Genomic DNA, 23763 nt, shown 5'->3' with positions numbered 1-23763 from the left:
TTCGTTTACGACTTACGCGTTTTAACTTCTTCAGTTAACTGTGCAATAAAGTCATCAACAGGAATTTTACCTAAATCTTCACCACTTCGAGTTCGTACTGCAATTTCGCCGGCTTCCATTTCTTTATCACCAACAACTAACAAATACGGAACACGCTTCAAAGTGTGCTCGCGGATTTTAAAGCCTATCTTCTCATTTCTCAAGTCTAGTTTTGCTCTAAATCCATTTTCTTTGAGTTTTTTTGCAATTTTTTCACAATATTCGCTCTGTTTGTCAGTAATATTCATAACAACAGCTTGAATTGGCGATAACCATGTTGGAAATTTACCTGTGTACTCTTCAATCAAAATACCAATAAAGCGTTCTAATGAGCCCAAAATTGCACGATGAATCATCACTGGAGTGTATCTTTCGTTGTCTTCACCAACATAAGTTGCGCCTAAACGCTCAGGTAAGGCAAAATCTAGCTGCACTGTACCACATTGCCAAGCGCGCCCTAAGCAATCCATTAAAGTGAATTCAATTTTCGGTCCGTAAAAAGCACCTTCACCCGGCAAATATTCAAATTTAATATTGCTGTCAGTCAATGCTTGCGCTAAACCTGCTTCAGCTTTATCCCAAATTTCATCACTACCGATACGATTTTCAGGGCGAGTAGACAGTTTAACCACAACGTCTTCAAAGCCAAATGAGCCATAGACGTCGTAAACCATTTCAATACATTTCGTCACTTCAGCTTGAACTTGTGATTCCATACAGAAAATATGGGCATCATCTTGAGTAAAGCCACGTACGCGCATTAAACCATGTAACGAGCCAGAAGGTTCATTACGATGACAACAGCCAAACTCGGCGATACGCAATGGTAAATCACGGTAAGACTTCAAACCTTGGTTGAATATCTGTACATGACCCGGACAGTTCATGGGTTTAATCGCGTATTCACGCTTTTCAGATTCAGTCGTAAACATGCCATCAGCATATTTATCCCAATGACCTGATTTTTCCCAAAGACTTCTATCCATCATCATTGGTGCTTTCACTTCGTCGTAATCATATTCATGTAATTTTTCACGAATAAATTTCTCTAACTCAGTGTAAATTGTCCAACCATCATTGTGCCAAAACACCATTCCTGGCGCTTCTTCTTGCCAATGGAATAAATCTAATGTTTTACCAATTTTACGATGATCACGCTTTTCAGCTTCCGCTAAACGCACAATATAAGCTTTAAGTTGTTTCTTATCAGCCCATGCTGTGCCGTAGATACGTTGCAGCATTTTATTGTCTGAATTGCCACGCCAATAAGCACCAGCAACCTTCATCAATTTAAAATGATGACAATGACGCATGCTTGGCACATGAGGGCCACGACACATGTCGATGTATTCTTGATGATGATATAAAGCAGGTGCATCTGTTTTCTCGATGTTTTCATCAAGAATTTGTAATTTGTAAGTTTCACCACGCTCAGTAAATGCGTCGTAAGCATCTTGCCAAGAGCCAGTTTTCTTAACTACTTCATAGCCCGTACGTGCCAACGTAGTCATTTGCTTTTCAAGCTTGACTAAATCGTCTTCGGTAATTGATTCTTCTAAATCAACATCATAATAAAAACCGTTTTCGATTGTAGGACCAATAGCCATTTTAACATTTGGGTATAATTGCTTTATCGCATGCCCTAATAAATGTGCACAAGAGTGACGAATAATCTCAAGACCTTCGCTATCTTTACTGGTAATAAGCTGTAAAGCAGCATCTTGAGTAATTAATTCACAAGCATCAACCAAGTTCCCATCAATACGGCCGGCAATAGTCGCTTTTGCTAGACCAGGACCAATATCAAGAGCAACATCCATTACAGATACTGCGTTATCGAAAGAACGTTGTGAACCGTCAGGGAGAGTAATAACAGGCATGTATTTTCCTTATTCAGTGGCGTCACATACTAAGTGACGCTTGAGTTTTTAGTAATTTATATGTTCTTGCTAATTCAAACTTTAATTAAAAGCAAGTTAACAAAGATAATTTCGCGCTAGATTAACCGAATTAACTTTTTATGTACAGTGCCTAGCGACGTCTTTATTGCATTTAGCTTATCAAAGCTACTTAGCTACATTATTGAGATTAAGGCGAAAGTGACGTAATTTAATCACCTAAATTAGTTATTTTAACGCAAAGTTAAGCGGCTTTAGTCTCAGCTTTTTTAGCAATAATTTTAGATAGTTGAACGAAAACTATGCTTTTGCAGGTCTTATGCGCGTGTAATAGATAGATTAACGATTATTACATTCGATAATTGTAGTGAGTTAAGTTGCTCTATCGCACGATACTTAGGGTAAATACCCTTAGTTATTTGAAGTAAAGTTTATACGCTACGATAATTCGATTACGTATAAATTTACTACAAAAAAATAAAGCATGACTGTAAGAAGGCAATTTCTGAACTAAATTTTTTAGTAAGCTTAATCGCGCTTCGTAACTTAATTACATAAAAATCACAAGGAAACATCTATGGTTAGCAATGCAGGCAGTTACTGGAAAACGATTGGCCTACTTATCATGTTATATTCATTTTCTTGTTATATACTTTTCGTTACAGTACTTTCTAAAGAAACCAATGACTTACGATTAACTCCCCCTAACGATGCATATGAGCTAAATGCACAACAAAAAATGTCGAGTTCAGATGAATATTTAATTGACTTATTACTACTCGATAATGTCACAAAGAACGACGGACGTTTAGTTTTAAAGATTTTTAAGAAAGACGATATTTGGTTTGTTACACCATTAAAAATAGTACTGTTTCACGCAATATTGGCCGTTTTCTATCCTATTATGGCACTATCTATTGTAGCCATTTGTTCTTATTTCATTATTGCCAATTATCAACAAAGAGTTTTGCGAAAGACTCTACGCCATTTATGTGATGTTACCGACGAAATCGCCAGCATATTTGGCCAAGAAAAGTTGCCTCTTCAATCTTATTCGCGACTTTCGAATTTGAGCTTTGCTTTAGATAACTTAGCAAAGTACGCTACGCAATATAAAATGGTGACAGAGCAAGGTGCTTTTTGCGATAAGTTAACCCAGTTAACCAATCGACATACTTTTCTTGAGCACATCGAGGAGCAGTTGAGTCTCAATGAAGGAGCTAAAGAAAGCGGTTTATTATTTATCGACTTAGATGGTTTTAAACAGGTTAACGACTCTTTTGGTCACTCTTTCGGTGATGAAATTTTAATTCAAGTAGCTGAGAGACTAAAATCAATTGTTCGCAGTGGTAGATTAAGCTTCAATCAAAGCAACGTAGGTATTGAAAAGAATCTAGCAAGGCTAGGTGGTGATGAATTTACCATTTTCATTCAACATATAGAGCATTCAGAGTCCGCTATTGATATTGCCAAGCACGTTTTAACAGAGCTTGAGCGAGACTTTGTACTAGGTAATAAACTCATTAAAATTAGCGCCAGCATTGGCATCGCTTTATACCCGGACAGTGCGGACAAACCTAATGCTTTAGTGCAATTGGCAGATGTTGCAATGTATCGCGCTAAAAAAGATGGTCGGGGAATTTATCGTATTTACTCTCCTGAAATGGGCAGTCAACTTAAGCGTTATCATTACTTATTAGAAGAAATGAGATTAGCAATCACTAGTAATAATTTTTACTTAACGTTTCAGCCTATAGTTCATACTGAAGGGTGTGTTATAAGTTATTTTGAAGCACTGGCACGTTGGCAGCATCCAGTAGAAGGTATGATTTCTCCAATGGAGTTTATTCCCATTGCAGAAGAGTCTAATCAAATTCTTCCTTTAGGTGATTGGATTTTAGATGAGTCATGTCGTCAAATGTTTGCTTGGCACAGTGCAGGAATGACTAAAACTAAGATATCCGTCAATGTTTCTGTTATTCAGTTAAGGCATCGACCTCTTTATCAATGGGTGATGGATACACTGGCTAGAACTGGACTTCCACCAACATCCTTGATGCTAGAAATTACAGAGTCGTGCTTCCTTGATATCTCTGAAGAGATTATTGTTGAGCTAGAGAAACTTCGGCAAGCAGGTATATTCATAGCTATTGATGATTTTGGCACTGGATTTAGTTCTTTAGCTATTTTGGCAACATTACCTGTTGATGTGATAAAAATTGATAGGATGTTTATTAATGAAGCAACGACAAGTGTCAAGTATAAAAAAATATTAAAATCTATTGTCGATATGTCGTTCCAACTAGATTTAAAAGTTGTTGCTGAAGGCATTGAAGACATCATTCAATTCGAATTATTAAAATCGTTAGGTGTAGAACACATTCAAGGCTTTTTAATTAGCCCGCCTGAAAGCTCAATTAATATAGGCAATAAGGTATTAAAACAGGGAGTTGGGCACCTTGCACACAACGGCGCCGGTGTATGGAAGCCTAAAACATCGAGTATCATGAGTCATGCTAATTAATGTAGTGCTTAATGTATTACTTCGTTAAATTAACCTAAAGTTAATAAGCAACGAAATTGGTGAGTATTGAAAACAACCATCGGTCGTTTGCTAAATGACATTAATTTGTCTAGGAATAGATGTTTGAACAGTATTTATTGTAAGCTTATTATCGCAAGCTTAACTGACAAATTAAAAACCTTCAGTTATGTAATGTTAACCTATGGGATCTTATCCGCAAGTAACGCTCAAGCAAATGATTCAACTTCTTGGAAAAATTGGAAAGAGAGTGATAAGTTGAGTGTTGTTTATCGTTCCAGCCAATATAAAAATTTAATTGAAATTAAAGCATACGCGAAACTTACCTCAAGTCTCTCAGGTTTCATTTACTTTATTGAAGACCTTAAACAAATGCCTTTGTGGCTAGATAATGCTGAGTCAGCAAGCATCATTGAGCAAATAACGATTAATGAAAACATTTTTATCACCCACTTTAATGGTTTATGGCCGGTGTCCGCACGTGAAATGGTAGTGCATTCTCGTTATTGGCAAAATAATGACTTGTCAGTTGAAATTGCCGTTGATGATGCAGGTACGAGTATTGAGAAAAATAAAGGCTTTGTTCGTATGCAAGTACACAGTGCTCACTGGAAAATTATTCCCACGGCGCTCGGGCAAATAGAAGTTACATATCAATTTGTCGTAGACCCATGCGGGAATATTCCTCAATGGCTGACTAAACCAATGACGCTTAATGGCATTTGGACCACACTCAATAACCTCAGAGAACAATTACCCAATAGTAAGTGGCAACAAGTACATAAACCTGGTATTAAAGAACGGCATTAATACCGCGAGAAGTTTATGCAAAAGAATTATTAACTCTTAGAAAAGACAAAGCCTTTTAACATACGTTAAAAGGCTCGAATTTAAGCTGTTACTTTTTAGTTATTCACCAAAAATAACTTGTTGCTGATTTATTGTTGGCTTTTTAGCATTGAAAGCGCCATTGCCTCAGCTACTTTAATACCGTCAATGCCTGCCGATAAAATACCACCAGCATAACCTGCACCTTCACCAGCAGGATACAAACCTTTAGTGTTAACACTTTCTAAACTTTCTTTGTCACGCGTGATGTTAATGGGTGAAGAGGTACGAGTCTCAACGGCAGTTAATGTTGCATCAGCCATTGAGAAGCCTTTAATTTTCCGCTCAAATGCCGGTAATGCTTCACGAATTGCCTCAATAGCATACTTTGGTAGCGTTTCACTTAAATCACAGTACTTCACACCCGGCTTGTAAGATGGCGTTACCGCTCCGTGCTCCCCACTTTTACGTCCTGCTAGAAAATCACCAACCAATTGCACTGGAGCATCATAGTTTTCACCACCAAGTTTAAAAGCAGTTTCTTCTAATCGACGCTGAAATTCAATACCCGCAAGCACGTTATCTTTACTGCCATTTTCATCATAATCTTCCGGCGATATACCCACCACAATAGCACTGTTAGCATTGCGTTCATGACGAGAGTATTGGCTCATACCATTTGTTACTAAACGCCCTTCTTCTGAAGCTGCGGCAACTACCGTACCACCAGGGCACATACAAAAACTATAAACGGAACGGCCATTAGTACAATGATGAACTAGCTTATAATCCGCGGCACCTAAGATAGGGTTACCAGCATTTTTACCAAAACGAGCGTCATCAATTACCGATTGCTCATGCTCAATCCTAAAGCCAACTGAAAACGGCTTTGCTTTTATGAAGACACCTTTCTTATACAACATTTCAAAGGTATCACGAGCACTATGGCCAATAGCTAAAGCAATATGCTTAGTCTTTAGCACTTCACCTGATGCTAACGTCAAACCAGTAACTTGCATATTGTCGGGATCGCCCTCTTCATTTTCAAAATGAATATCCTCGACTCGTTGCTCAAAACGTACTTCACCACCTAGACGATTTATTTCAGCACGCATTTGTTCAACCATAGTCACTAACTTAAAAGTACCAATATGAGGCTTACTGACATATAAAATTTCATCGGGAGCACCGGCATCAACAAATTCATGCAGCACTTTACGGCTATAATGCTTAGGGTCTTTTACTTGACTGTAGAGTTTACCGTCAGAAAACGTGCCTGCACCACCTTCACCAAACTGTACGTTAGATTCAGTATTGAGAATTTTCTTACGCCAAAAGCCAAAGGTATCTTTGGTACGCTCTCGAACTTCTTTACCACGTTCTAAAATAATAGGCTTAAAGCCCATTTGCGCTAAAAGTAACCCAGCAAATAAACCACAAGGCCCCATACCAATAACAACAGGACGCTCGGTAAAATTCTCAGGCGCTTGACCAACAAATTTATAGCTCGTATCAGGGCTTATTTTAATATTTTGATTTTTAGCGTGTTGAAGTAATAATTGTTCATTTACCGTAGTATCAACATCTAAGGTGTACATTAAAATGATATTACTCTTCTTACGCGCATCATAACCGCGTTTAAAAACTGAAAAGCTCGTTAACTGCTCAGCTTTAATATGTAAGAGAGCTAGAATGATTTGCTCTAACTCTTCAGGCTGATGATTAAGCGGTAATTTGACGTTAGTTAAACGCAACATAATATGTATCCAAAACGAGACAAGGGTAAAAATTGGCGCCATTTTACCTGATAGTGCTAGCGATACCAAATACAAACAGAAAACAACAATTGAATTTGTTCATAAGCTAGGTATGATCCGCACTTCAATGTAAGTATGCTAGTCACTTTAATAAGTTGAGTAGCTAAAATGAGCAGAAAAAATGGCTTTTGTAGTTACTGATAATTGTATTCAATGTAAATACACCGATTGTGTTGCGGTTTGCCCTGCTGACGCTTTTCATCAAGGACCAAATTTCCTGGTCATTAATCCTGATTCATGTATCGATTGTGATTTATGCCCTGTTGAATGTCCTGCGGAGGCTATTTATGAAGAGAGTAATGTGCCCGACGATCAGAAAGACTTTATTGAATTAAACGCCGAATTAGCAAAAAACTGGCCTGTTATCACTGACGTGATCCCCGCGCCTGATGATGCCGAACAATGGGATGGCGTGCCGAATAAAATAGTAAACTTAATCACTGAGTTTGAATAAATACATTACCTGCTCATTGTTCCCCTGATTTTTCTCACATTCAGAAGCTACCAATTTACCGTTATTTTTCATCTTCAGCTATAATGGCTAATAGTCTATTCTGACTTGGTGAAAAAAATGTGGCGAGCCATTGAACAAAACATTACGCAAGTAATAGGTCAGCAATTCAGCATTAAACACAAACAAGCCGTTACCGGTGGTGATATTAACTTATGCTATTGGTTAAGTGATTATCAGCATAACTACTTCATAAAACTCAACGATAAATCTCGACTACAGCAATTTGAATCTGAAGCCTATTCTCTTGCGCAAATTAAGCAACTTAATGCAATGTCATGCCCAAATGTTATTGCTACCGGCACAACATTAGATAAAAGCTACTTAGTGCTGGAATACCTGCCCTTTAAAACGGCTTCTGCGAGAGAATGGTTCAATTTTGGCGAACAATTAGCACAGATGCACAAATCATCACCTCATGGTCAGTTTGGTTGGCAGCACGATAATTACATTGGTACAACACTTCAGCCTAATGACTGGCAAAGTAACTGGCGAACATTTTTTGCAGAGCAGCGCATTGGTTGGCAATTACAATTACTGGCAGAAAAGTCGATTAACCTTGGCGATATCAAGCATATCGTTGATGCTTGCCATGACATATTGCAACATCACCAAGTGACTCCGTGCTTAGTTCACGGCGACCTTTGGCAAGGAAACTTAGGCTTTAGCGATGATGGTGTCTTTATTTTTGACCCCGCAAGCTATTATGGTGACCGAGAAGTAGACATTGCGATGACCGAATTATTTGGCCAACTTCCTGATGAATTTTATCAAGGTTACCAAGACACATATCCATTAGATAATGATTACGATAAGCGTAAGTTGGTCTATAACTTTTATCATATTCTTAATCATGCCAATTTATTTGGCGGTATTTATATTGAACAGTGCAAAGCCAATTTAACTCGTATTTTGGCGTTGCATTAGGTCACTTACACCACAGCAAAAATAAATTTTACGTAAAACTGAAAAGTTCGCACTTTAGCTAAAATTGACCATACTAGAAATAGAGCTTTTCTTGATAAATCGAGGAAAAATTATGTCTAGTGAAATCAAAGAACAACCTATCAAATGCCCCAATTGTGGCCATAATATTCGTATTGCATTAGATGCCAGTGAAGGTGACCAGGATTATTATGATGAATGCCCTGCTTGTTGCAGAGAAATGCACTTAAATTTACATGTTGATGAATATCGTCAAAAGATTCAACTCACGGTAAATAGTGATGATGAACAAATATTTTAAATAAATATTTGTTCATTTAACACCACCTGCGAGCCATTAAGTGAGTTTAAAAACCATTTTCATTCGCCCTAAGGCTTGCAGCCAACAAATCGAAACGTGCATCTTGTAAATCTTCTTTACGTTTCTTTCGGTCTCTGCGAAGCTGAGTTCTTCGTTCATCAGATATATCATTTTTAGCAGCTTTATCTCCAAGTTCATCAATTTCTTCTTGTAACCTGTTCACACGAGATTGTGCATCAAAAACCGCACTACCAAGAAGATATGCACTATAAAAAGCATCCTTTAAACTTCCCATACATGAATTTTCGTAATAATTACCGTAAGAGCCCACACGGTAGCCATTATTCGCCGTACAATATTGTGGAATACCTTTACTCCAACCATCGCGATAAGCCGTTGCATCTACTTTTACGCCATATTCTGCACAATCGTTAGCATAGTCTGCAATACCGTTTTTTGGCTTCCCTGAACTACCATCTTGATAACCCATGTCATACCAATTAGCGGTAACGCATTGCCCTTGGTCTAGCGTTGCACAACCAGATATTACGATAGCTACAACCACTAAAAACATCAGTTGCATGCGTTTTATTATGCTGATTTTCATTGGTTTTCCTTATTTTAAGATTCAGTAAAACAAAATGGCAATAATTAATTTACCTTAATACTAACAATTATTTTTTGGTATTACTTTGAACAGCTCTATTTTAAACAACATCGGTGTTATCAAAATGCTCTTTACAAAGATGAAAGGTTAAGCTTCATGCGCTCAATGGTTTCTACAATTGTCATGGTCTGTTGATCAAACTCAATATTAACTTTGTCACCGACAACCACATTTTGTAAATTTGTTCGAGCTAAGGTTTCAGGTATTAAGTGCACAGAAAAGTGCTCTCCAACTTCAGTGCCAAGCGTTAAACTAATGCCGTTAATACTGATAAAGCCTTTAGCAAAGATATACTTTTGATATTCAACTGCTAGTCCAAAGCTCAAAGTGCAATTATCAGAGCTTTCAATACGCTTATTCACACTCGCTTGAGTATGAACATGGCCACTTAGCATATGACCACCAATTTCATCGCCCACTTTTAACGAGCGCTCAATATTAACCTTTGAACCTACTTCAATATCAGCAAGATTAGATACTCGTAAGGTTTCATCGATAACATCAAAAACAATAAAACTGTTCTCCGCATCTAATACACCAAACTCAACAGCCGTTAAACACACGCCGTTTATTGCGATACTTGCTCCCGTTTCAAGATTCTGCACATATTGATGCTCAACAGCAATTTTTAAGCTTATCGCATTATTTTTAGTAATTATTGAAATTACTTCAGCTTGTGATTGCACAATACCTGTAAACATATATCATCCAGATAAATAAATATTTTTTTCATTCTAACAATAACGTTCAGCGAAATAATTACCTAAATGAGCATTAATCGATTTTTTTCCAATAGCAAAAATCTAATGAAGTTGGCGTATCCAATTTTAATCGCCCAATTGATCCAAAATTTAATGGGTTTTGCAGATACCGTTATGGCGGGTCGCGTTAGTGCCACCGACATGGCCGCGGTTGCCGTTGCCAGTAGCGTGTGGCTGCCATTAATCCTGACCATTTCTGGTTTAGTAATGGCATTAGCCAGCATTATTTCACAGCTTTCGGGCGCTAAAAGTTTTGATGATGTCGCTAAAGCCACATATCAAACAGCATGGATAGCTGTGTTTTTCTCAGTAATAATCATAATACTTTATTATATTGCTACTCCTATGCTGATTGACTCCCTTTCATTAGAGCCGGAATTAAAACGATTAATGTTTGATTATTTGGGCTACATTGTTTGGGGCGGGCCGGGTTACTGCTTATATTTAGTGCTACGTAATTATTCTGAAGGCTTATCTCATACACGTCCAACCATGATAATAAGTATATTAGGTTTGCTTATTAACATTCCGGCCAACTATATATTTATTTATGGAAAATTTGGTATGCCTGCACTTGGCGGTGCCGGTTGTGGTATTGCAACTGCAATCGTTTATTGGGTAATGTTTGCTGGTATGTTCGCTTACGCTTATTTTTCAAAACACTTAAAGCATGCTCCATTATTTAAGAAGTTTTACTGGCCAGAATGGAATGAAATGAAAACCATTTTAGCCTTAGGTGTTCCAATCGCCTTTTCATTACTCTTCGAAGTGAGCTTATTTGCTGCTGTCGCCATTTTATTAGTACCATTTGGGGCCAATGTTGTCGCTAGTCATCAAATAGCCATTAACTTCTCTGGTTTAGTCTTTATGGTGCCATTAAGTTTGGCGATGGCTGTTACTATCAAAGTCGGTTTTGAAGTAGGTAATAAAAATTTAGAAAAAGCGAAAGAACTTTGTCGCTATTCGGTGATATTAGGGCTTGTCATTGCAATCGTGACTGCAGCAATAACCTTGCTGTTTAGTCATCAAATTGCCGAAATTTATACCATAGAAACTGAAGTTTTAGAGTTAGCCGCAAGTCTTATGTTTTTAGCCGCCTTATTTCAGTTTTCCGATGCCATACAAGTTATTTCTGCCGGCGCACTGCGCGGCTATAAAGACACTAAATCGATTCTGTATATCACGTTCTTTTCATACTGGGTTGTTGGCTTGTCATTTGGTTTAGTATTGGGGCTAACTGATTGGATAGTACCTGCAACAGGTCCTTACGGATTTTGGATTGGTTTTATATCTGGCCTAACAGTGGCTGCTATTTTATTAGCATGGCGCTTAAAAGTGATTCAAAAGCGCTTTGATGATGAGCAAGCAGCACTTGCATAGTAATATGCGTAGATATAAGCCAGTCTGCCGAATTAAACAGCAAACAGATTCTATTTTACATAAAACTACTTGCACATAATAAAACAGATCGCTAACATAGCGCCCGTTGAGATAAAACTCAATAAGCTCGCTTAGCTCAGTTGGTTAGAGTACTTGCATGACATGCAAGGTGTCACTGGTTCGAGTCCAGTAGCGAGCACCATATTCAGATTCCATTGTGAATCGATAAGTAACCGAAAAGTTTTTATTAATAAGCTTTTCGGTTTTTTTATGTCTTAAAACTTCTAACACGCTTAATTTAGTAAAAGATCATAAAACGCCATCGCTTTAAACTAGTACCAGACACTATGTTTTGCGACTTATTCCTTGCAAAGTGAGTTTACTGGCATCTCTATCGTCGCCGCCTACCTATTATGCCCACTATTTCTCAGTTAAAGTCCGGTGATTTAATTGGCGCTCAGCGTTTATCACTATCTGAAAATTTAGCCTCGTTTCAGTTAGAGGCTCTCATATTAGTCGGTAGCTTAGAAATTCTCGACTTATCTAACAATCAATTAACATCCCTACCAAAAGAGTTGGCACAGCTAAAAAAACTTTAAAACATTTTTTGCCTCAAATAACCCGTTTGAAACATTACCTGAGGTATTGGGCGATTGTAAAAATTTGGAAATGATTGGCTTCAAATCAAATAAAATTAGCCATGTATCAGAAAATTCATTCCCCCCAAAAATTACGCTGGTTAATACTAACCGATGACTTGATTGATACTTTACCAGATACATTAGGCGAACGGCTAAAGCTACAAAAACTAGCCTTAGCAGGGAATAAGTTAACCACATTGCCCTTGACCATGTCAAAATTGACTAATCTAGAGTTAATGCGAATTTCAGCTAATAAACTAAGTAAATGCCCAGTACAACTACTTAATTTACCTAAGCTTGCTTGGTTTGCTTTCTCTGGCAACCCGTTTAGCCAGTCGATAGTAAATATTGATTCGGTTTCTTCATTACCAGCGTCAAGTTACACTTTGCGTAATGTACTTAGACAAGGCGCATCTGGTGTTATTTCGCGAGCCACTTGGGCTAATAAGCAAACCGCTTTCCCTGAAGAAATTGCCGTAAAAGTTTTTAAAGGTACGGTGACCAGTGACGGCTATCCTGAAGATGACCTACAAGCTTATTTAAAAGCCGGCAATCATAACAACCTTGTTCGCTCGTTGGCACAAGTCAATGAAAGTGGCTATTTAGTTTTAATCATGGAACTGATACCTGAAAATTATACCAATTTAGGGCAGCCCCTTGCTTTCAAACCTGCTCTCGAGATACCTTCTTCGAAGGGCTTAGCTTAACTATGAAAGAAATAACCAAGATAGTGACGCAAATGGGAGATATTTTTCAGCACTTGCATTTAAATCAGGTGTGCCATGGTGATTTATACGCACATAACACCCTATTTGATGAAAGCGCTAATATTATAGTTGGCGACTTTGACGCAGCGACGATGTATCACATGCTAACTGAAAAGCAGCAAAGCTCAGTACAAAAAATTGAACGCGGTACTTTTAACTATTTTATCGATGATTTATTCAGTATTTGCCAGCAACAAGACAGACACAGTAGTGAGTTAACAATGTTAGAGAAAAAAGCAGCACAAAATAACAACCGATGAAGTGATTTCATATAGCGCTTAATTATTATTTCTTTTTGCTCGATTCCAACTTTTGCTCCACTAATTGTAGCATTTGAGCATTTAGAGAGGCTAATTCCATTTCTAATACTTTGATTTTTTGCTCTGATTCTTCATCTGAATTACCACGAAGTTGGCTAAGCTCTTCCATCAACTTGTCAATTTTTTCTTTCAATTCAGCAATTTTTTCATCTATATCTGCTTTACCATCACTTTTTTTAGTATTTTCTACTTCTTCGTGGCCCATCATTTTACGAAATGCCGCTTGGTTTTTATCGTTAGCATTCTTTTCATGGCCTTCACTAGAAATCGTTACCTTATCTTCAGCTAAACTGCCGGTAGCTTTAGCCTCAGAGCTTTCAACATTGGTAATGGTTTGTTTTGATGCTATGGCTATTTCTTGCTGTGATTGACGAATGCTTAGTTGCATTTTATTGGCATGTAATTCCATTTTTTACTTTCCTCATCATTTCCTATGCTTGTCTTTCATCGCCTTATCGGCACATAAAAAAAATACTTTAGTAATGACTAGCTATTAACACTTTATTTATGGCGCTAATTAGCGCCTAACCTTATAAATACCTTAAACGGCTACTTAGAGTGCTTTTATTTGCTTCATAAGCTGCAATTTACGATAAATTAATGAGATAATGTGCACTATTGTTATATTGCCATTAAAGTCACTACGATACTCATTATGAATTACATATCTGTTGATGAATTAAAAAACGCTTGGATCTTCAAGCATAAGAGCTTACCTATTAGCGATAATGATAAAGCAAAAATAAAACCTATGGTGACAAGCCGAGCAAAAATGCTCTGGGATGCCAATATTAGCAAACAAGTTGATCATCCTGATTTTTTTAAAAAAGGTGATTGGCCTGAAAATAGCAGTTCATGGACTGACAACGGAAAGTGGGAAACTATTTGGGATAGCGAGACAGAAGCTTTACCAGAGCTAATTCTAGAGCACCTGAAATGGGACAATAACACAGTAGTTTATTATTGTACTGCACGTGATAATGTCATTGAAACCACGTGGGCTATATTTAAGCGCTGCTGGAAAAACTTTTTGTTTATGGATGATGGCGCTATTTTGATTGCTAAAAAGCGTAAAGAAGCAACACAATTTCTTTCGACGGGTTATTTTAAAATTGGCTACAAAGCGTAATAAATAAAATTTTATAGCAATAAATTGGTAAATTTTTCTCTCTCAATTTATTGCTATAAGTTAGCTTGTTTTACCGCTATAAAAGTTTACCATTAGAAAAATTCACCATTAAAAAACAACTGACAGCTTCGCCCCGCTAAATACTTGGTTATTTGCCTTCCAATACTCGCCGTCAACTTGCCTTAATCGAACAAAGCCTTCAATTTGTAAATGATCAAACTTAAAGCCGGTACCAACACCGACATAACCATCAATATTATTTGAATCGTCGTAACGTTTTCTGTTAACGCTAACAAAGTCATTGTCTTCATCTCCATAATAAACGTGGTAACCGTCATCTTCATTTCTGTCTTGAAAGGCTAATTCACCGAGATCAAAACCAACTTCTGCATAAGCGAAGACATTGGAAAAATAGCCTAGCTTTAATCCCGCTTCCCAAGCAAAATAGTCGTGCTGAATGTTATCTTGGTCTGTTACTTCAGCTTTACCAATTGAAGTGAGCACTGAAACACCAAAGTTCGAATCACGATTGGTAAGCCACATCTCAGCGCCAATGCCCGAAATGTAATCATTGTCATTAACTTCATTTTTAATGAAAAGTCCGAACTTAGGGCTTTGATAGGCATTAGCACTAAAGACAACTAAAAATATCATCATCAGTAAAGGTGTAACGATAAATTTGATCACGGGAACTATCATTGTGCTATGGAATTTTTTTAGTATTAACATCGGCTTCCTTGAACTTGTCTAGCTTTATATCAATAAGATAATAATAAGCGAAAACGAGTGTTCAATTCAGTAAGGAAACTGTTAGTTAACAAAGGCGTAATGTTAAAAAGTGTAAGAAGCGTATCTGATATGTTTGGAGCTGAGATAAATAAAAAGGTAGCAAACGCTACCTTTTATCATGTTTTTTGTTGGCGTAAATTAGCCTTCTTCGCTCGACAACAGCACCGCAAACCAGCGCCCTTCTGAAGAGCTTTCTAATGCTATTTTAATGATCATGGTCAATGGTACCGATAGCAACATTCCTACGGTGCCTAGTAACCACCCCCAAAAGATTAATGAAATAAATACTACTAACGTTGAAAGCCCTAAACCGCGCCCTAAATATCGCGGTTCAACCACATTGCCCATAACGGTATTTATGGTTAAATAACCTAAACCAATAAACCCCGCAGCAGCAGGTCCAAGCTGTAATACCGCTAACGACATTGCTGGCACAGCAGCGATAATTGAACCGATATTAGGAATGTAATTCAGCAAAAAGGCTAACACGCCCCACAACAAGAAAAAATCTAAGCCAAAAGCCCACAACATTAATGAAACGCAAATACCGGTAGCAATACTAACCAAGGTTTTAATCGCTAAATAATTATTTACTGATTCTAAAAATTGATCAATTTGTTTCATTCGAGCAGTAGGATCATCAAGTGCCAAGTGCAATTTATGCGGCACTGATGAGGCTTCAAATAGCATGAAAATTACCGTGATAATAATCAAAAATAAGTTCGCCATCACTCCACCTAAACCACTAAGCATATCAGTAGCTAAACCCATAGCGGCAGCAGGATCAAAATATTCAATCAACAATGCTGATGAAACCTTAATATTATAAGTATCAAGCTGTTGAGTTAGCCATACAAACTGCTCTTGTAATTGTGCACGATAGACCGGTAATTGCTGAGACAGTTCATTTAATGAATTACCAATTAAGCCTGCCAGTGATAGTGCAATCGACACAAAAATACCAATAATGAAGATGACAGCAATCGGTTTAGGTATTTTGTAACGTGCCGCTTTGACTACTAACGGGTTGCAAATAATGGCGATAAATGCCGACAATAAAAATGGTACTAATAATGTTGCCGCAGTTTTTATACCCGCTAAAACAACAAATAATGCCGCGGTGACTAATAAGAACTTCACCGCACCGTCTGACTTCCCTTGTAAACCCATTTTCTAAACCCTGAGTATTATTAAATTAAATATAAGTGATTAAAACTATAAGCGATTTCATAGCTGAGTAGCTAGTATTAAACGCTTATAGTCTTGATTGAAATGAAATTACATGGTTCTGCGGATCAAGGTTACACTTGATAAGTTAAGTAATCGCCAACAACTTAACATACCAATTAAGCCAACAAATAATGCGCCTGCGCCGATACCGACTAACCAATATTGAAAGTGAAAACTGCCAGCCATTTCGAATACTTGACTTTGTAAAATGTAAACCGCAATCTCCATACCGATACTAGCCATTAAGCCTGCTATGGCACCTAGCGCAACAAATTCATATAACACACTGTTACGTAACAACTTCCCACGAGCGCCCAAAGTTCTTAAAATAGCAAGTTCACGTTCTCGTTCTTCCATACTCGCTTGCACTTGAGCAATCAGCACTAAGCTGCCTGCAAGCACCACTAAAATAAGAATAAGCTGAATAGCCACTGACACTTGCTCAATAATATTATTAAGCTGCGCCATAATGGCGGCAAAGTCCATTAAGGTTACCGTTGGGTAATTAGCCATGAATCGATAAACCATATCGCGATCTTGATCAGAAACAGACCATGCTGAAATAGCGGTTGTTGGATACTGTTCAAGCACACTACGGTTAAACACCATAATGAAGTTAAGCTGTCGGCTTTGCCAGTTCACTTTTCGAATGCTCGTCACCGGCACAGTAAATTCATCAGAGCCAAGTGTGAATGTTAAGCTATCGCCAAGTGCTATTTCTAAACGCTCTGCCATTGAACTTTCGATAGAAACTTGTGGCTTGGTATCATCAAGCTGCCACCACTGGCCTTCTATCACTTCATTGCCAGGTGAAAGTTCATCACGCCAAGTTAACCCTAACTCTCGCCCTGCACCACGTCTTCCTGTTGATTGCTCAGCTTTTTCTTCGGTGCTTTTTTCAGAATTTTTTTCAGTGCTGGCAGATTCTGCGTTCTGTTCTTGCTCTTGCTCCGAGTCATCTTCTTCTCGAATAGTTTTTTCGCCGTTAATTGCCGCTAAACGGCCACGATACACCTTGTAAAAGCCTTGGTTAGCAACATTGTTTTCATCAACAAATTGTTGTAACGGCTGAATTTCATGTTCGCTAATATTGATTAAATAATGGTTCGGCGTGTCTTCAGGAAATTGCTGTTCCCATTCCGATAAAATCGAACTTTTCATCACGGTAATTAACAACAATAACTTAATCGCGATAGTGAAACTAACCAGCTGCACACTGTTTTCACTGGCGCGACGTTTTAAGTTAGCTAATGCCAAATGCCATGACTTACCCGCTTTAGTGCCAACGCTGCGACCCGCACTCATTAAGCCTCGACCGAATAGCAACAGCATAAAAGAAACGACTATGCCACCAAATAACAAAGCAGCACTCATTACCGCATCTTGGCTGAATAGGAATAGTAAAATGAACAGTGCTAATAATGGTGGCACTTGATGCCAACCAAAACGCGCAACTTTTTGTTGGCTAAAGCCACGAATAACGCTTAGTGGTGAACTATTAACTAAAACACTAATGGGATGAATAGCAAAAGCGACTGCACACAATAAGCCAGTAAAAATTGCCGTTAAAAATGGCGTAAAGGTTAACGGTGCATCTGCTAGTGATAAGTAACTCGCAATTGCATTAACACCTAATAACATCAAGCCATAACCAACCACTAAGCCGGTAGCAATACTTAAACAGCTCAATAACGTCCAATGTAAGCAATATAACTTTCTCACATGAGAAATTGATGCCCCCATCGCTTTGAAAATAGATACCGTTGATTGATGACGTTGGCCATAACGACGACTTGCAACCGCAACCGCAACCGCAGCTAAAACAATGCCCAACATACTCGCTAAAGAGAGAAACTTTTCTGCTGTGTCTAAAATTCTTGATAAGCGATTTTGCGCCGCTTTTGCATCGTACCAACGTTGAGCTTCGTTAATTTGTGGCTTAACCCAGTCTTCAAACGCTTCAACGTCATCAGTTTCACCAGCAAAAAGATACTTATAGGTCATGCGACTACCAGGCTGTATCAACTCTGTTTTTGGCATATCGGCAATATTTAAGATCACCGTTGGACCAGCAATAAAAGCGCGATAAGAGCGATCAGGAATATCAGTAACAATGCCCGCGATGGTTAACGGCGCAACACCAATTTCAATAATGTCGCCGATATTGACATCTAATCGACTTAACACGCTTGGTTCGACCCAAACCGTGCCGACTTTAGGCGCATTCACTACAACGCTATTTTCTTGCGTTAAAGCAGTTTTAATGCGCAGTTCACCACGCAGTGGATAAGTCTCAGAAACCGCATCAATTTCGCTGAGCAACATATTGTCACCGGCAAATGCCATCGATTCTGTTTCAATTTTACGGGCGTGGTTTAACGACATTGCCTGACTTTTATCAATAAAGCTTTTATCAACTTCAGTGGATAATCGTAAAACTCTATCAGCACCTATAGTATTGGTACTATTGGCAACAATGGCGTGTTTAATTTGCCCTGAAAAACCCGTTAATGAAAATACCGTTGCAACCGCTAAAACGATGGCAAGAAATATAATGGTTAGCTCACCACGACGAAGCTCATGATGTAATAAACGTAATGACTGAGCTAACCACATTGATGATTTTTTTTGATTAACAGCAATCATGGTTAACCTACTTGTGACGTAGAGGTTTCGGGAGTCACATCGTTAGCAGATGCACTTTCTACATCAACATTTTCGGTTACAACAGCATTTGCCTTTTCATTTAATATGCCGCTATCCATTTCAACTTGACGCTGACAACGCGCAGCTAACTTAGGATCATGCGTCACCAGCACTAAGGTAGTGCCTTCTTTGGCATTCAAATCAAATATTAAATCAGTAATATGCTGTCCGGTCTTACTATCAAGATTACCGGTTGGTTCATCAGCAAATAAAATATCCGGTTTAGAAATAAAAGCGCGAGCAATGGCAACACGTTGCTGCTCACCACCAGAAAGTTGTGATGGATAATGATCAAGTCTATCGGCTAAGCCAACTTGCTCAAGTAGTGCTTCACCTCTTGCTTGTGCATCGGGTAAGTTTGCTAATTCCGCGGGTAGCATCACGTTTTCAAGCGCGGTTAAACTATTAATCAATAGAAATTGCTGAAAAATAAAACCAACATGTTGCGCTCGAACTTGGCTGCGTTGCTCTTCATTAAACTGGTGTAATGGTTGGTTTTTAAGATACACTTCGCCAGAGCTTGGCAGATCTAATCCTGCTAAAATTGATAATAACGTTGTTTTACCAGAACCAGAAGATCCAACAATTGCAATTGACTCGCCTGCAGCAACCCTTAAATTAAGTGGTTGAAGTAAGGTTAAAGTTTTATCTTCAACTTGAACTGATTTAGTTAAGCTACTAACGCTTAAAATACTCTCGGAATTTACATGCATGAAAAATTATCCACTTTTTATATTATTTATTAGCTTATTACTTATCTCGACAACTAACGCAGCTGTGCAGGATAAACAGACCAATACGGCTGATAACGACATAGGTATCAACCCAACGACCAATATTTTATTATTAGGTGATAGTATCAGCGCAAGTTATGGGATGAAACCCACTCAAGGTTGGGTTCATTTATTAAACCGAACACTTGCACAACAGAAACAACCTTACACAATTATAAATGCCAGTGTTAGTGGTGAAACGACGAGTGGTGGTTTATCTCGGTTAGCAGGCATTTTAGCCAATGAAAAAGTTGACCATTTGCTAATTGAATTAGGCGGAAATGACGGTTTACGCGGTTATTCACCTAAGTTAATTAAAAATAATTTGTTACAAATGATCAAGCTAGCACAAGATAAAAACATAAAAGTTTCAATGATTAAGATAAAAATCACGCCAAACTATGGTCCTCGTTACAATAAAATGTTTGAGCAAGTTTTCGAAGACGTTGCCAAAGCAAGCAACATCACCTTATTACCATTTTTTATGGAAGCTGTAGCAACCAATAAAGCCTTAATGCAAGCCGACGGTATTCACCCAAATGCACAAGCACAGCCAATAATTGCTGACTATGTTGAGCAGCAACTTAACGAACTAATGGAGCCTTAATTTCAAATGGAATTTATCTGGATTGGTTTTGCCTTTGCTTGTGGTTTATTAACTAAGCTTATTTCATTGCCGCCATCAATTGGTTACTTAGCCGCAGGATTTATCCTACATTTTTTAGGTTATCAAGCTGATAGCATGGTCACCACACTTGCTGATATTGGCATCACGCTGATGCTATTTACCATTGGCCTGAAGTTAAATATAAAAGATTTAATAAAACCTGAAGTTTGGCTAGGTAGTTTAAGCCATACCGTGCTTTGGTTATTAGTCGGTTTAGTGATATTAAAAGCAATAGCGTTGGTTACCATTCCTTTTGTTAGCGGCTTAAGTTTAGCTACATCGGCACTTATTGTATTCGCATTAAGTTTTAGTAGTACGGTTTGTGTGGTTAAACTGATGGAAGATCATGGTGAAATGCGCACACGCCATGGCAAGCTAGCCATCGGTATTTTAGTGATGCAAGATATTATTGCGGTGATATTTTTAGTTGTTGCCACCGGCAAAGTACCAAGTGCTTGGGCGGCACTATTGCTGCTTTTCATTCCATTAAAGCCATATATCAACAAAGCAATTGATAAAGTTGGGCATGGTGAACTTCTTCCTCTAATGGGCTTTTTCTTGGCTTTTGGCGCCTATGAACTATTTGAATTGGTAAAAGTAAAAGGTGATTTAGGTGCATTGCTTGTTGGCATGTATTTAGCTTCGCATAGTAAAGCCAGTGAAATAACAAAGTCGTTACTCAGCTTCAAAGATTTATTCTTGATAGGTTTTTTCCTTTCAATCGGTTTTACCGCCCTGCCAACAATCGAGATGTTAGCCATAGCATCGATATTAACCTTATTGCTACCGATTAAATTTTTGTTGTTTTTCTTTATTTTAGTAAAACTCAATTTACGCGGCAGAACAGCATTTTTATCTGCTTTGGCATTAAGTAACTTCAGCGAGTTTGGATTGATCATTGCTGCACTTAGTAGCAAGTCAGGTTGGTTATCGCCTGAGTGGTTAGTAATACTATCATTAGCGGTTTCATTGTCTTTTATCATGACCAATGTCTTGTATAACTTTGCCCATAGTTACTTTGCCAATAACAAAGAAAAATTTAAACGTTTTGAAAGTAAAAAGCGTTTAAGTGAAGATAACTTTGACCAACCTTGTGAGGCTCCTATTGCCATTATTGGTATGGGACGCGTTGGTATGGGGGCTTATAAAGCCCTAAATGCGCAAAGTGAAAATCAAACCTGGGGCTTAGATACCGATAAAAACAAGATAAAATGGCTAAATGAAAATAAAGTTCAAGCCTACTTAGGTGACGCTGAAGATGCTGATTTTTGGGAAACTATCGATCATAGTAAAATAGAATTGATTCTTTTGGCACTGCCCTCGGTGCAAGATATCATGAATATCACCTCACAAATAAAGCGTACGCATTATCAAGGTAAAATAGCCGCAATTGCCCGTTACGACGATGAGCGTATCGCATTAGAAAGCTTTGGTGTTGATAAAGTGTTTAACTTCTACAATGAAGCAGGTGTCGGTTTTGCTGAGGAAAGTATCAACTTAATCAATACCAGCCGCGTTTAACTCTCCATTAATACTATGTCGGTTTACTAAAGTGATAGTGAACCGACAAGAATCTCACGCAAGTATTGCAAGTACATTACTCAAATAGCATCGCACTCCTACCCTATTGTTTTTTCAGAGCAGCCTTCCCTTTTAATGGCGTAAGCGCTTTAGGCACAGCTTTACTGCATTCCAAGTATCTTATGGTGACGGTGATTTATCGTTAACGGAATTTTTTATCAGTACCGGTTTGGGTTTAAAGCAGCACCGCTGTAGAGGGTTTTCATGAAAGCGGTCAACGATTCAATTATGAAGTGCAAGCGACTCAAAACACGGTCTTACTAACGATAACAGTTGAAAGATCAAAGGATCCTAACTAGGTGCTAAATGAGTAACCTTAATGGGATAAGGCTCAACAGCGAGTAAATTTATTCCACCAAATTTTAGGCATAAAAAAACCGACATAAGTCGGTTTCTTCATTTCACTTTTATGCACTGACTATCTACTAAAAGTAAAATAAAAAGTGGCATCCCTAAGGGGATTCGAACCCCTGTTACCGCCGTGAAAGGGCGGTGTCCTAGGCCTCTAGACGATAGGGACACTAAAACAAAATGATAATAGTTAAATTAACTACCTCACGTTTTGTATCTGATTGTTAAATACTATAAAAGTAAATATCAATCTAAGTTAATGGTGGCATCCCTAAGGGGATTCGAACCCCTGTTACCGCCGTGAAAGGGCGGTGTCCTAGGCCTCTAGACGATAGGGACACATCAATACCAAATGAAATACTTAGTTATAACGTTGCCGTAAAAAGCTCTAGCCTAGTGAACTTATGGCAATTTTATATATTTCATAGCATGTGTCAAAAAACACTTACCATTAACTTATCTAACTTTTTTCTAACTAAAAATGAGTGGCATCCCTAAGGGGATTCGAACCCCTGTTACCGCCGTGAAAGGGCGGTGTCCTAGGCCTCTAGACGATAGGGACACATATAAACTCGAAACACTTAGTATAATAAAACCGTATAAAGCTCTAGCCTAGTGAACTTATGATTTACATATATATTTCTTGTTTGTGTCTAAAACACGAACTCATTTTCTTTTTTACTTCCTTAGAAGTCTTCCGAAGAAGTGGCATCCCTAAGGGGATTCGAACCCCTGTTACCGCCGTGAAAGGGCGGTGTCCTAGGCCTCTAGACGATAGGGACACTAAAACGATAAAACAAAACCTTACGGCTTGTTTATGTAATCCGACAACCTATAAGGTGCATCCAACTACGTTTATCTTTTTAACTATCTTAGCGTTATTACTAACACTACTAAATAATATTGGTGGAGCTATGCGGGATCGAACCGCAGACCTCTTCGCTGCCAGCGAAGCGCTCTCCCAGCTGAGCTATAGCCCCACATAGAACACATCGAAATAAAACAAGTGGCCTAATACCTATTCTATTTCTCCTCCAGGAAAGTAACTGAGTTACTCCTTGAAAGCGAGGCGCATTCTAAGCAGCGACCATGATACTGTCAACACTTATTTAAAAAAATA

18 protein-coding genes, 6 tRNA genes and 1 pseudogene are annotated in these 23763 nt (G+C 38.2%); 11 read left to right on the top strand and 14 right to left on the bottom strand.

Annotation, left to right across the window (positions count from 1 at the left end):
• Positions 1 to 5: 5 nt before the first annotated feature.
• Entirely contained in the window at positions 6 to 1919 is a 1914-nt protein-coding gene (thrS, locus tag B7C41_RS14505; protein WP_085299642.1) for a threonine--tRNA ligase, read from the bottom strand.
• A gap of 595 nt (positions 1920 to 2514) precedes the next feature.
• On the opposite strand from thrS, the gene B7C41_RS14500 reads away from it, so the two are divergent.
• Positions 2515 to 4461 (top strand): putative bifunctional diguanylate cyclase/phosphodiesterase, encoded by a 1947-nt coding sequence (locus B7C41_RS14500; RefSeq protein WP_235839731.1) that lies wholly within the window; start codon positions 2515 to 2517, stop codon positions 4459 to 4461.
• A gap of 123 nt (positions 4462 to 4584) precedes the next feature.
• Positions 4585 to 5289 carry an START domain-containing protein gene (locus tag B7C41_RS14495; RefSeq protein WP_085299640.1) on the top strand — a complete coding sequence of 235 codons (705 nt, stop codon included), beginning with the start codon at positions 4585 to 4587 and terminating at the stop codon, positions 5287 to 5289.
• 128 nt (positions 5290 to 5417) lie between these two features.
• Here the strand turns inward: B7C41_RS14495 and B7C41_RS14490 are convergent, their stop codons facing one another.
• Positions 5418 to 7064, bottom strand: a complete 1647-nt coding sequence (locus tag B7C41_RS14490) for an NAD(P)/FAD-dependent oxidoreductase (RefSeq protein ID WP_085299639.1) — start codon at positions 7062 to 7064, stop codon at positions 5418 to 5420.
• Positions 7065 to 7245: 181 nt separating this feature from the next.
• Between B7C41_RS14490 and fdxA the strand changes: the two genes are divergently transcribed.
• From fdxA to B7C41_RS14475, 3 genes are all read left to right on the top strand, one after another.
• Positions 7246 to 7578: a ferredoxin FdxA gene (gene fdxA, locus B7C41_RS14485; RefSeq protein WP_085299637.1), complete on the top strand. Its 333-nt coding sequence runs from the start codon at positions 7246 to 7248 to the stop codon at positions 7576 to 7578.
• A 117-nt stretch (positions 7579 to 7695) separates the two neighbouring features.
• Positions 7696 to 8562 carry a fructosamine kinase family protein gene (locus B7C41_RS14480; RefSeq protein ID WP_085299636.1) on the top strand — a complete coding sequence of 289 codons (867 nt, stop codon included), beginning with the start codon at positions 7696 to 7698 and terminating at the stop codon, positions 8560 to 8562.
• 112 nt (positions 8563 to 8674) lie between these two features.
• Positions 8675 to 8881 (top strand): CPXCG motif-containing cysteine-rich protein, encoded by a 207-nt coding sequence (locus B7C41_RS14475; RefSeq protein ID WP_085299635.1) that lies wholly within the window; start codon positions 8675 to 8677, stop codon positions 8879 to 8881.
• 46 nt (positions 8882 to 8927) lie between these two features.
• On the opposite strand, the gene B7C41_RS14470 is transcribed toward B7C41_RS14475, so the two are convergent.
• Both B7C41_RS14470 and B7C41_RS14465 read right to left on the bottom strand, forming a co-directional pair.
• Complete coding sequence (locus B7C41_RS14470) at positions 8928 to 9488, bottom strand: DUF2799 domain-containing protein (protein WP_085299634.1); 561 nt, start codon at positions 9486 to 9488, stop codon at positions 8928 to 8930.
• Between the two features lie 131 nt (positions 9489 to 9619).
• The gene (locus B7C41_RS14465) at positions 9620 to 10249 is read right to left on the bottom strand and encodes a riboflavin synthase subunit alpha (protein ID WP_085299633.1); all 630 of its coding nucleotides are present in this window, start codon (positions 10247 to 10249) and stop codon (positions 9620 to 9622) included.
• Positions 10250 to 10354: 105 nt separating this feature from the next.
• Here B7C41_RS14465 and B7C41_RS14460 point away from each other — a divergent pair, with 105 nt between their 5' ends.
• The 3 genes and pseudogenes from B7C41_RS14460 (at position 10355) to B7C41_RS14450 (ending at position 13357) form a co-directional block, all read left to right on the top strand.
• Complete coding sequence (locus tag B7C41_RS14460; protein WP_235839730.1) at positions 10355 to 11689, top strand: MATE family efflux transporter; 1335 nt, start codon at positions 10355 to 10357, stop codon at positions 11687 to 11689.
• 125 nt (positions 11690 to 11814) lie between these two features.
• Positions 11815 to 11891 (top strand) — tRNA-Val (locus tag B7C41_RS14455).
• Between the two features lie 211 nt (positions 11892 to 12102).
• Positions 12103 to 13357: pseudogene (locus B7C41_RS14450) on the top strand (leucine-rich repeat-containing protein kinase family protein).
• A 25-nt stretch (positions 13358 to 13382) separates the two neighbouring features.
• On the opposite strand, the gene B7C41_RS20190 reads toward B7C41_RS14450, so the two are convergent.
• A complete protein-coding gene (locus B7C41_RS20190; RefSeq protein WP_085299631.1) occupies positions 13383 to 13826 on the bottom strand; it encodes a hypothetical protein in 444 nt (147 codons plus the stop codon).
• A 246-nt stretch (positions 13827 to 14072) separates the two neighbouring features.
• Between B7C41_RS20190 and B7C41_RS14440 the strand changes: the two genes are divergently transcribed.
• Positions 14073 to 14546, top strand: coding sequence for a DUF2947 domain-containing protein (locus B7C41_RS14440; RefSeq protein ID WP_085299630.1), 474 nt, complete (start codon positions 14073 to 14075; stop codon positions 14544 to 14546).
• 108 nt (positions 14547 to 14654) lie between these two features.
• Here the strand turns inward: B7C41_RS14440 and B7C41_RS14435 are convergent, their stop codons facing one another.
• From B7C41_RS14435 to B7C41_RS14420, 4 genes are all read right to left on the bottom strand, one after another.
• Positions 14655 to 15275 (bottom strand): hypothetical protein, encoded by a 621-nt coding sequence (locus tag B7C41_RS14435; protein WP_143764406.1) that lies wholly within the window; start codon positions 15273 to 15275, stop codon positions 14655 to 14657.
• A 198-nt stretch (positions 15276 to 15473) separates the two neighbouring features.
• Complete coding sequence (locus B7C41_RS14430) at positions 15474 to 16505, bottom strand: AI-2E family transporter (RefSeq protein ID WP_085299628.1); 1032 nt, start codon at positions 16503 to 16505, stop codon at positions 15474 to 15476.
• 108 nt (positions 16506 to 16613) lie between these two features.
• Positions 16614 to 19211 carry an ABC transporter permease gene (locus B7C41_RS14425; RefSeq protein WP_235839729.1) on the bottom strand — a complete coding sequence of 866 codons (2598 nt, stop codon included), beginning with the start codon at positions 19209 to 19211 and terminating at the stop codon, positions 16614 to 16616.
• A 2-nt stretch (positions 19212 to 19213) separates the two neighbouring features.
• Positions 19214 to 19984 (bottom strand): ABC transporter ATP-binding protein, encoded by a 771-nt coding sequence (locus tag B7C41_RS14420; protein ID WP_085299627.1) that lies wholly within the window; start codon positions 19982 to 19984, stop codon positions 19214 to 19216.
• Here B7C41_RS14420 and B7C41_RS14415 point away from each other — a divergent pair.
• Entirely contained in the window at positions 19983 to 20651 is a 669-nt protein-coding gene (locus B7C41_RS14415) for an arylesterase (protein WP_085299626.1), read from the top strand. The two genes, B7C41_RS14420 and B7C41_RS14415, sit on opposite strands and share 2 nt — an antisense overlap.
• 6 nt (positions 20652 to 20657) lie before the next feature.
• Positions 20658 to 22232 (top strand): cation:proton antiporter family protein, encoded by a 1575-nt coding sequence (locus B7C41_RS14410; protein WP_085299625.1) that lies wholly within the window; start codon positions 20658 to 20660, stop codon positions 22230 to 22232.
• Between the two features lie 504 nt (positions 22233 to 22736).
• Here B7C41_RS14410 and B7C41_RS14405 read toward each other — a convergent pair.
• The 5 genes from B7C41_RS14405 to B7C41_RS14385 all read right to left on the bottom strand — a co-directional run bounded on the left by B7C41_RS14405 (position 22737) and on the right by B7C41_RS14385 (position 23623).
• Positions 22737 to 22812: transfer RNA gene (locus tag B7C41_RS14405), tRNA-Glu, on the bottom strand.
• Between the two features lie 94 nt (positions 22813 to 22906).
• Positions 22907 to 22982, bottom strand: a tRNA-Glu gene (locus B7C41_RS14400).
• Positions 22983 to 23129: 147 nt separating this feature from the next.
• Positions 23130 to 23205 (bottom strand) — tRNA-Glu (locus B7C41_RS14395).
• Positions 23206 to 23349: 144 nt separating this feature from the next.
• A tRNA-Glu gene (locus tag B7C41_RS14390) sits at positions 23350 to 23425 on the bottom strand.
• A gap of 122 nt (positions 23426 to 23547) precedes the next feature.
• Positions 23548 to 23623 (bottom strand) — tRNA-Ala (locus B7C41_RS14385).
• Positions 23624 to 23763 lie beyond the last annotated feature (140 nt).

Origin of the sequence: Cognaticolwellia mytili, from assembly GCF_002104475.1 — a bacterium.
Taxonomy (GTDB): Bacteria; Pseudomonadota; Gammaproteobacteria; order Enterobacterales; family Alteromonadaceae; genus Cognaticolwellia; species Cognaticolwellia mytili.
The sequence above is the reverse complement of the archived record's forward strand: the minus strand, read 5'-3'. Positions and strand labels throughout refer to the sequence as shown.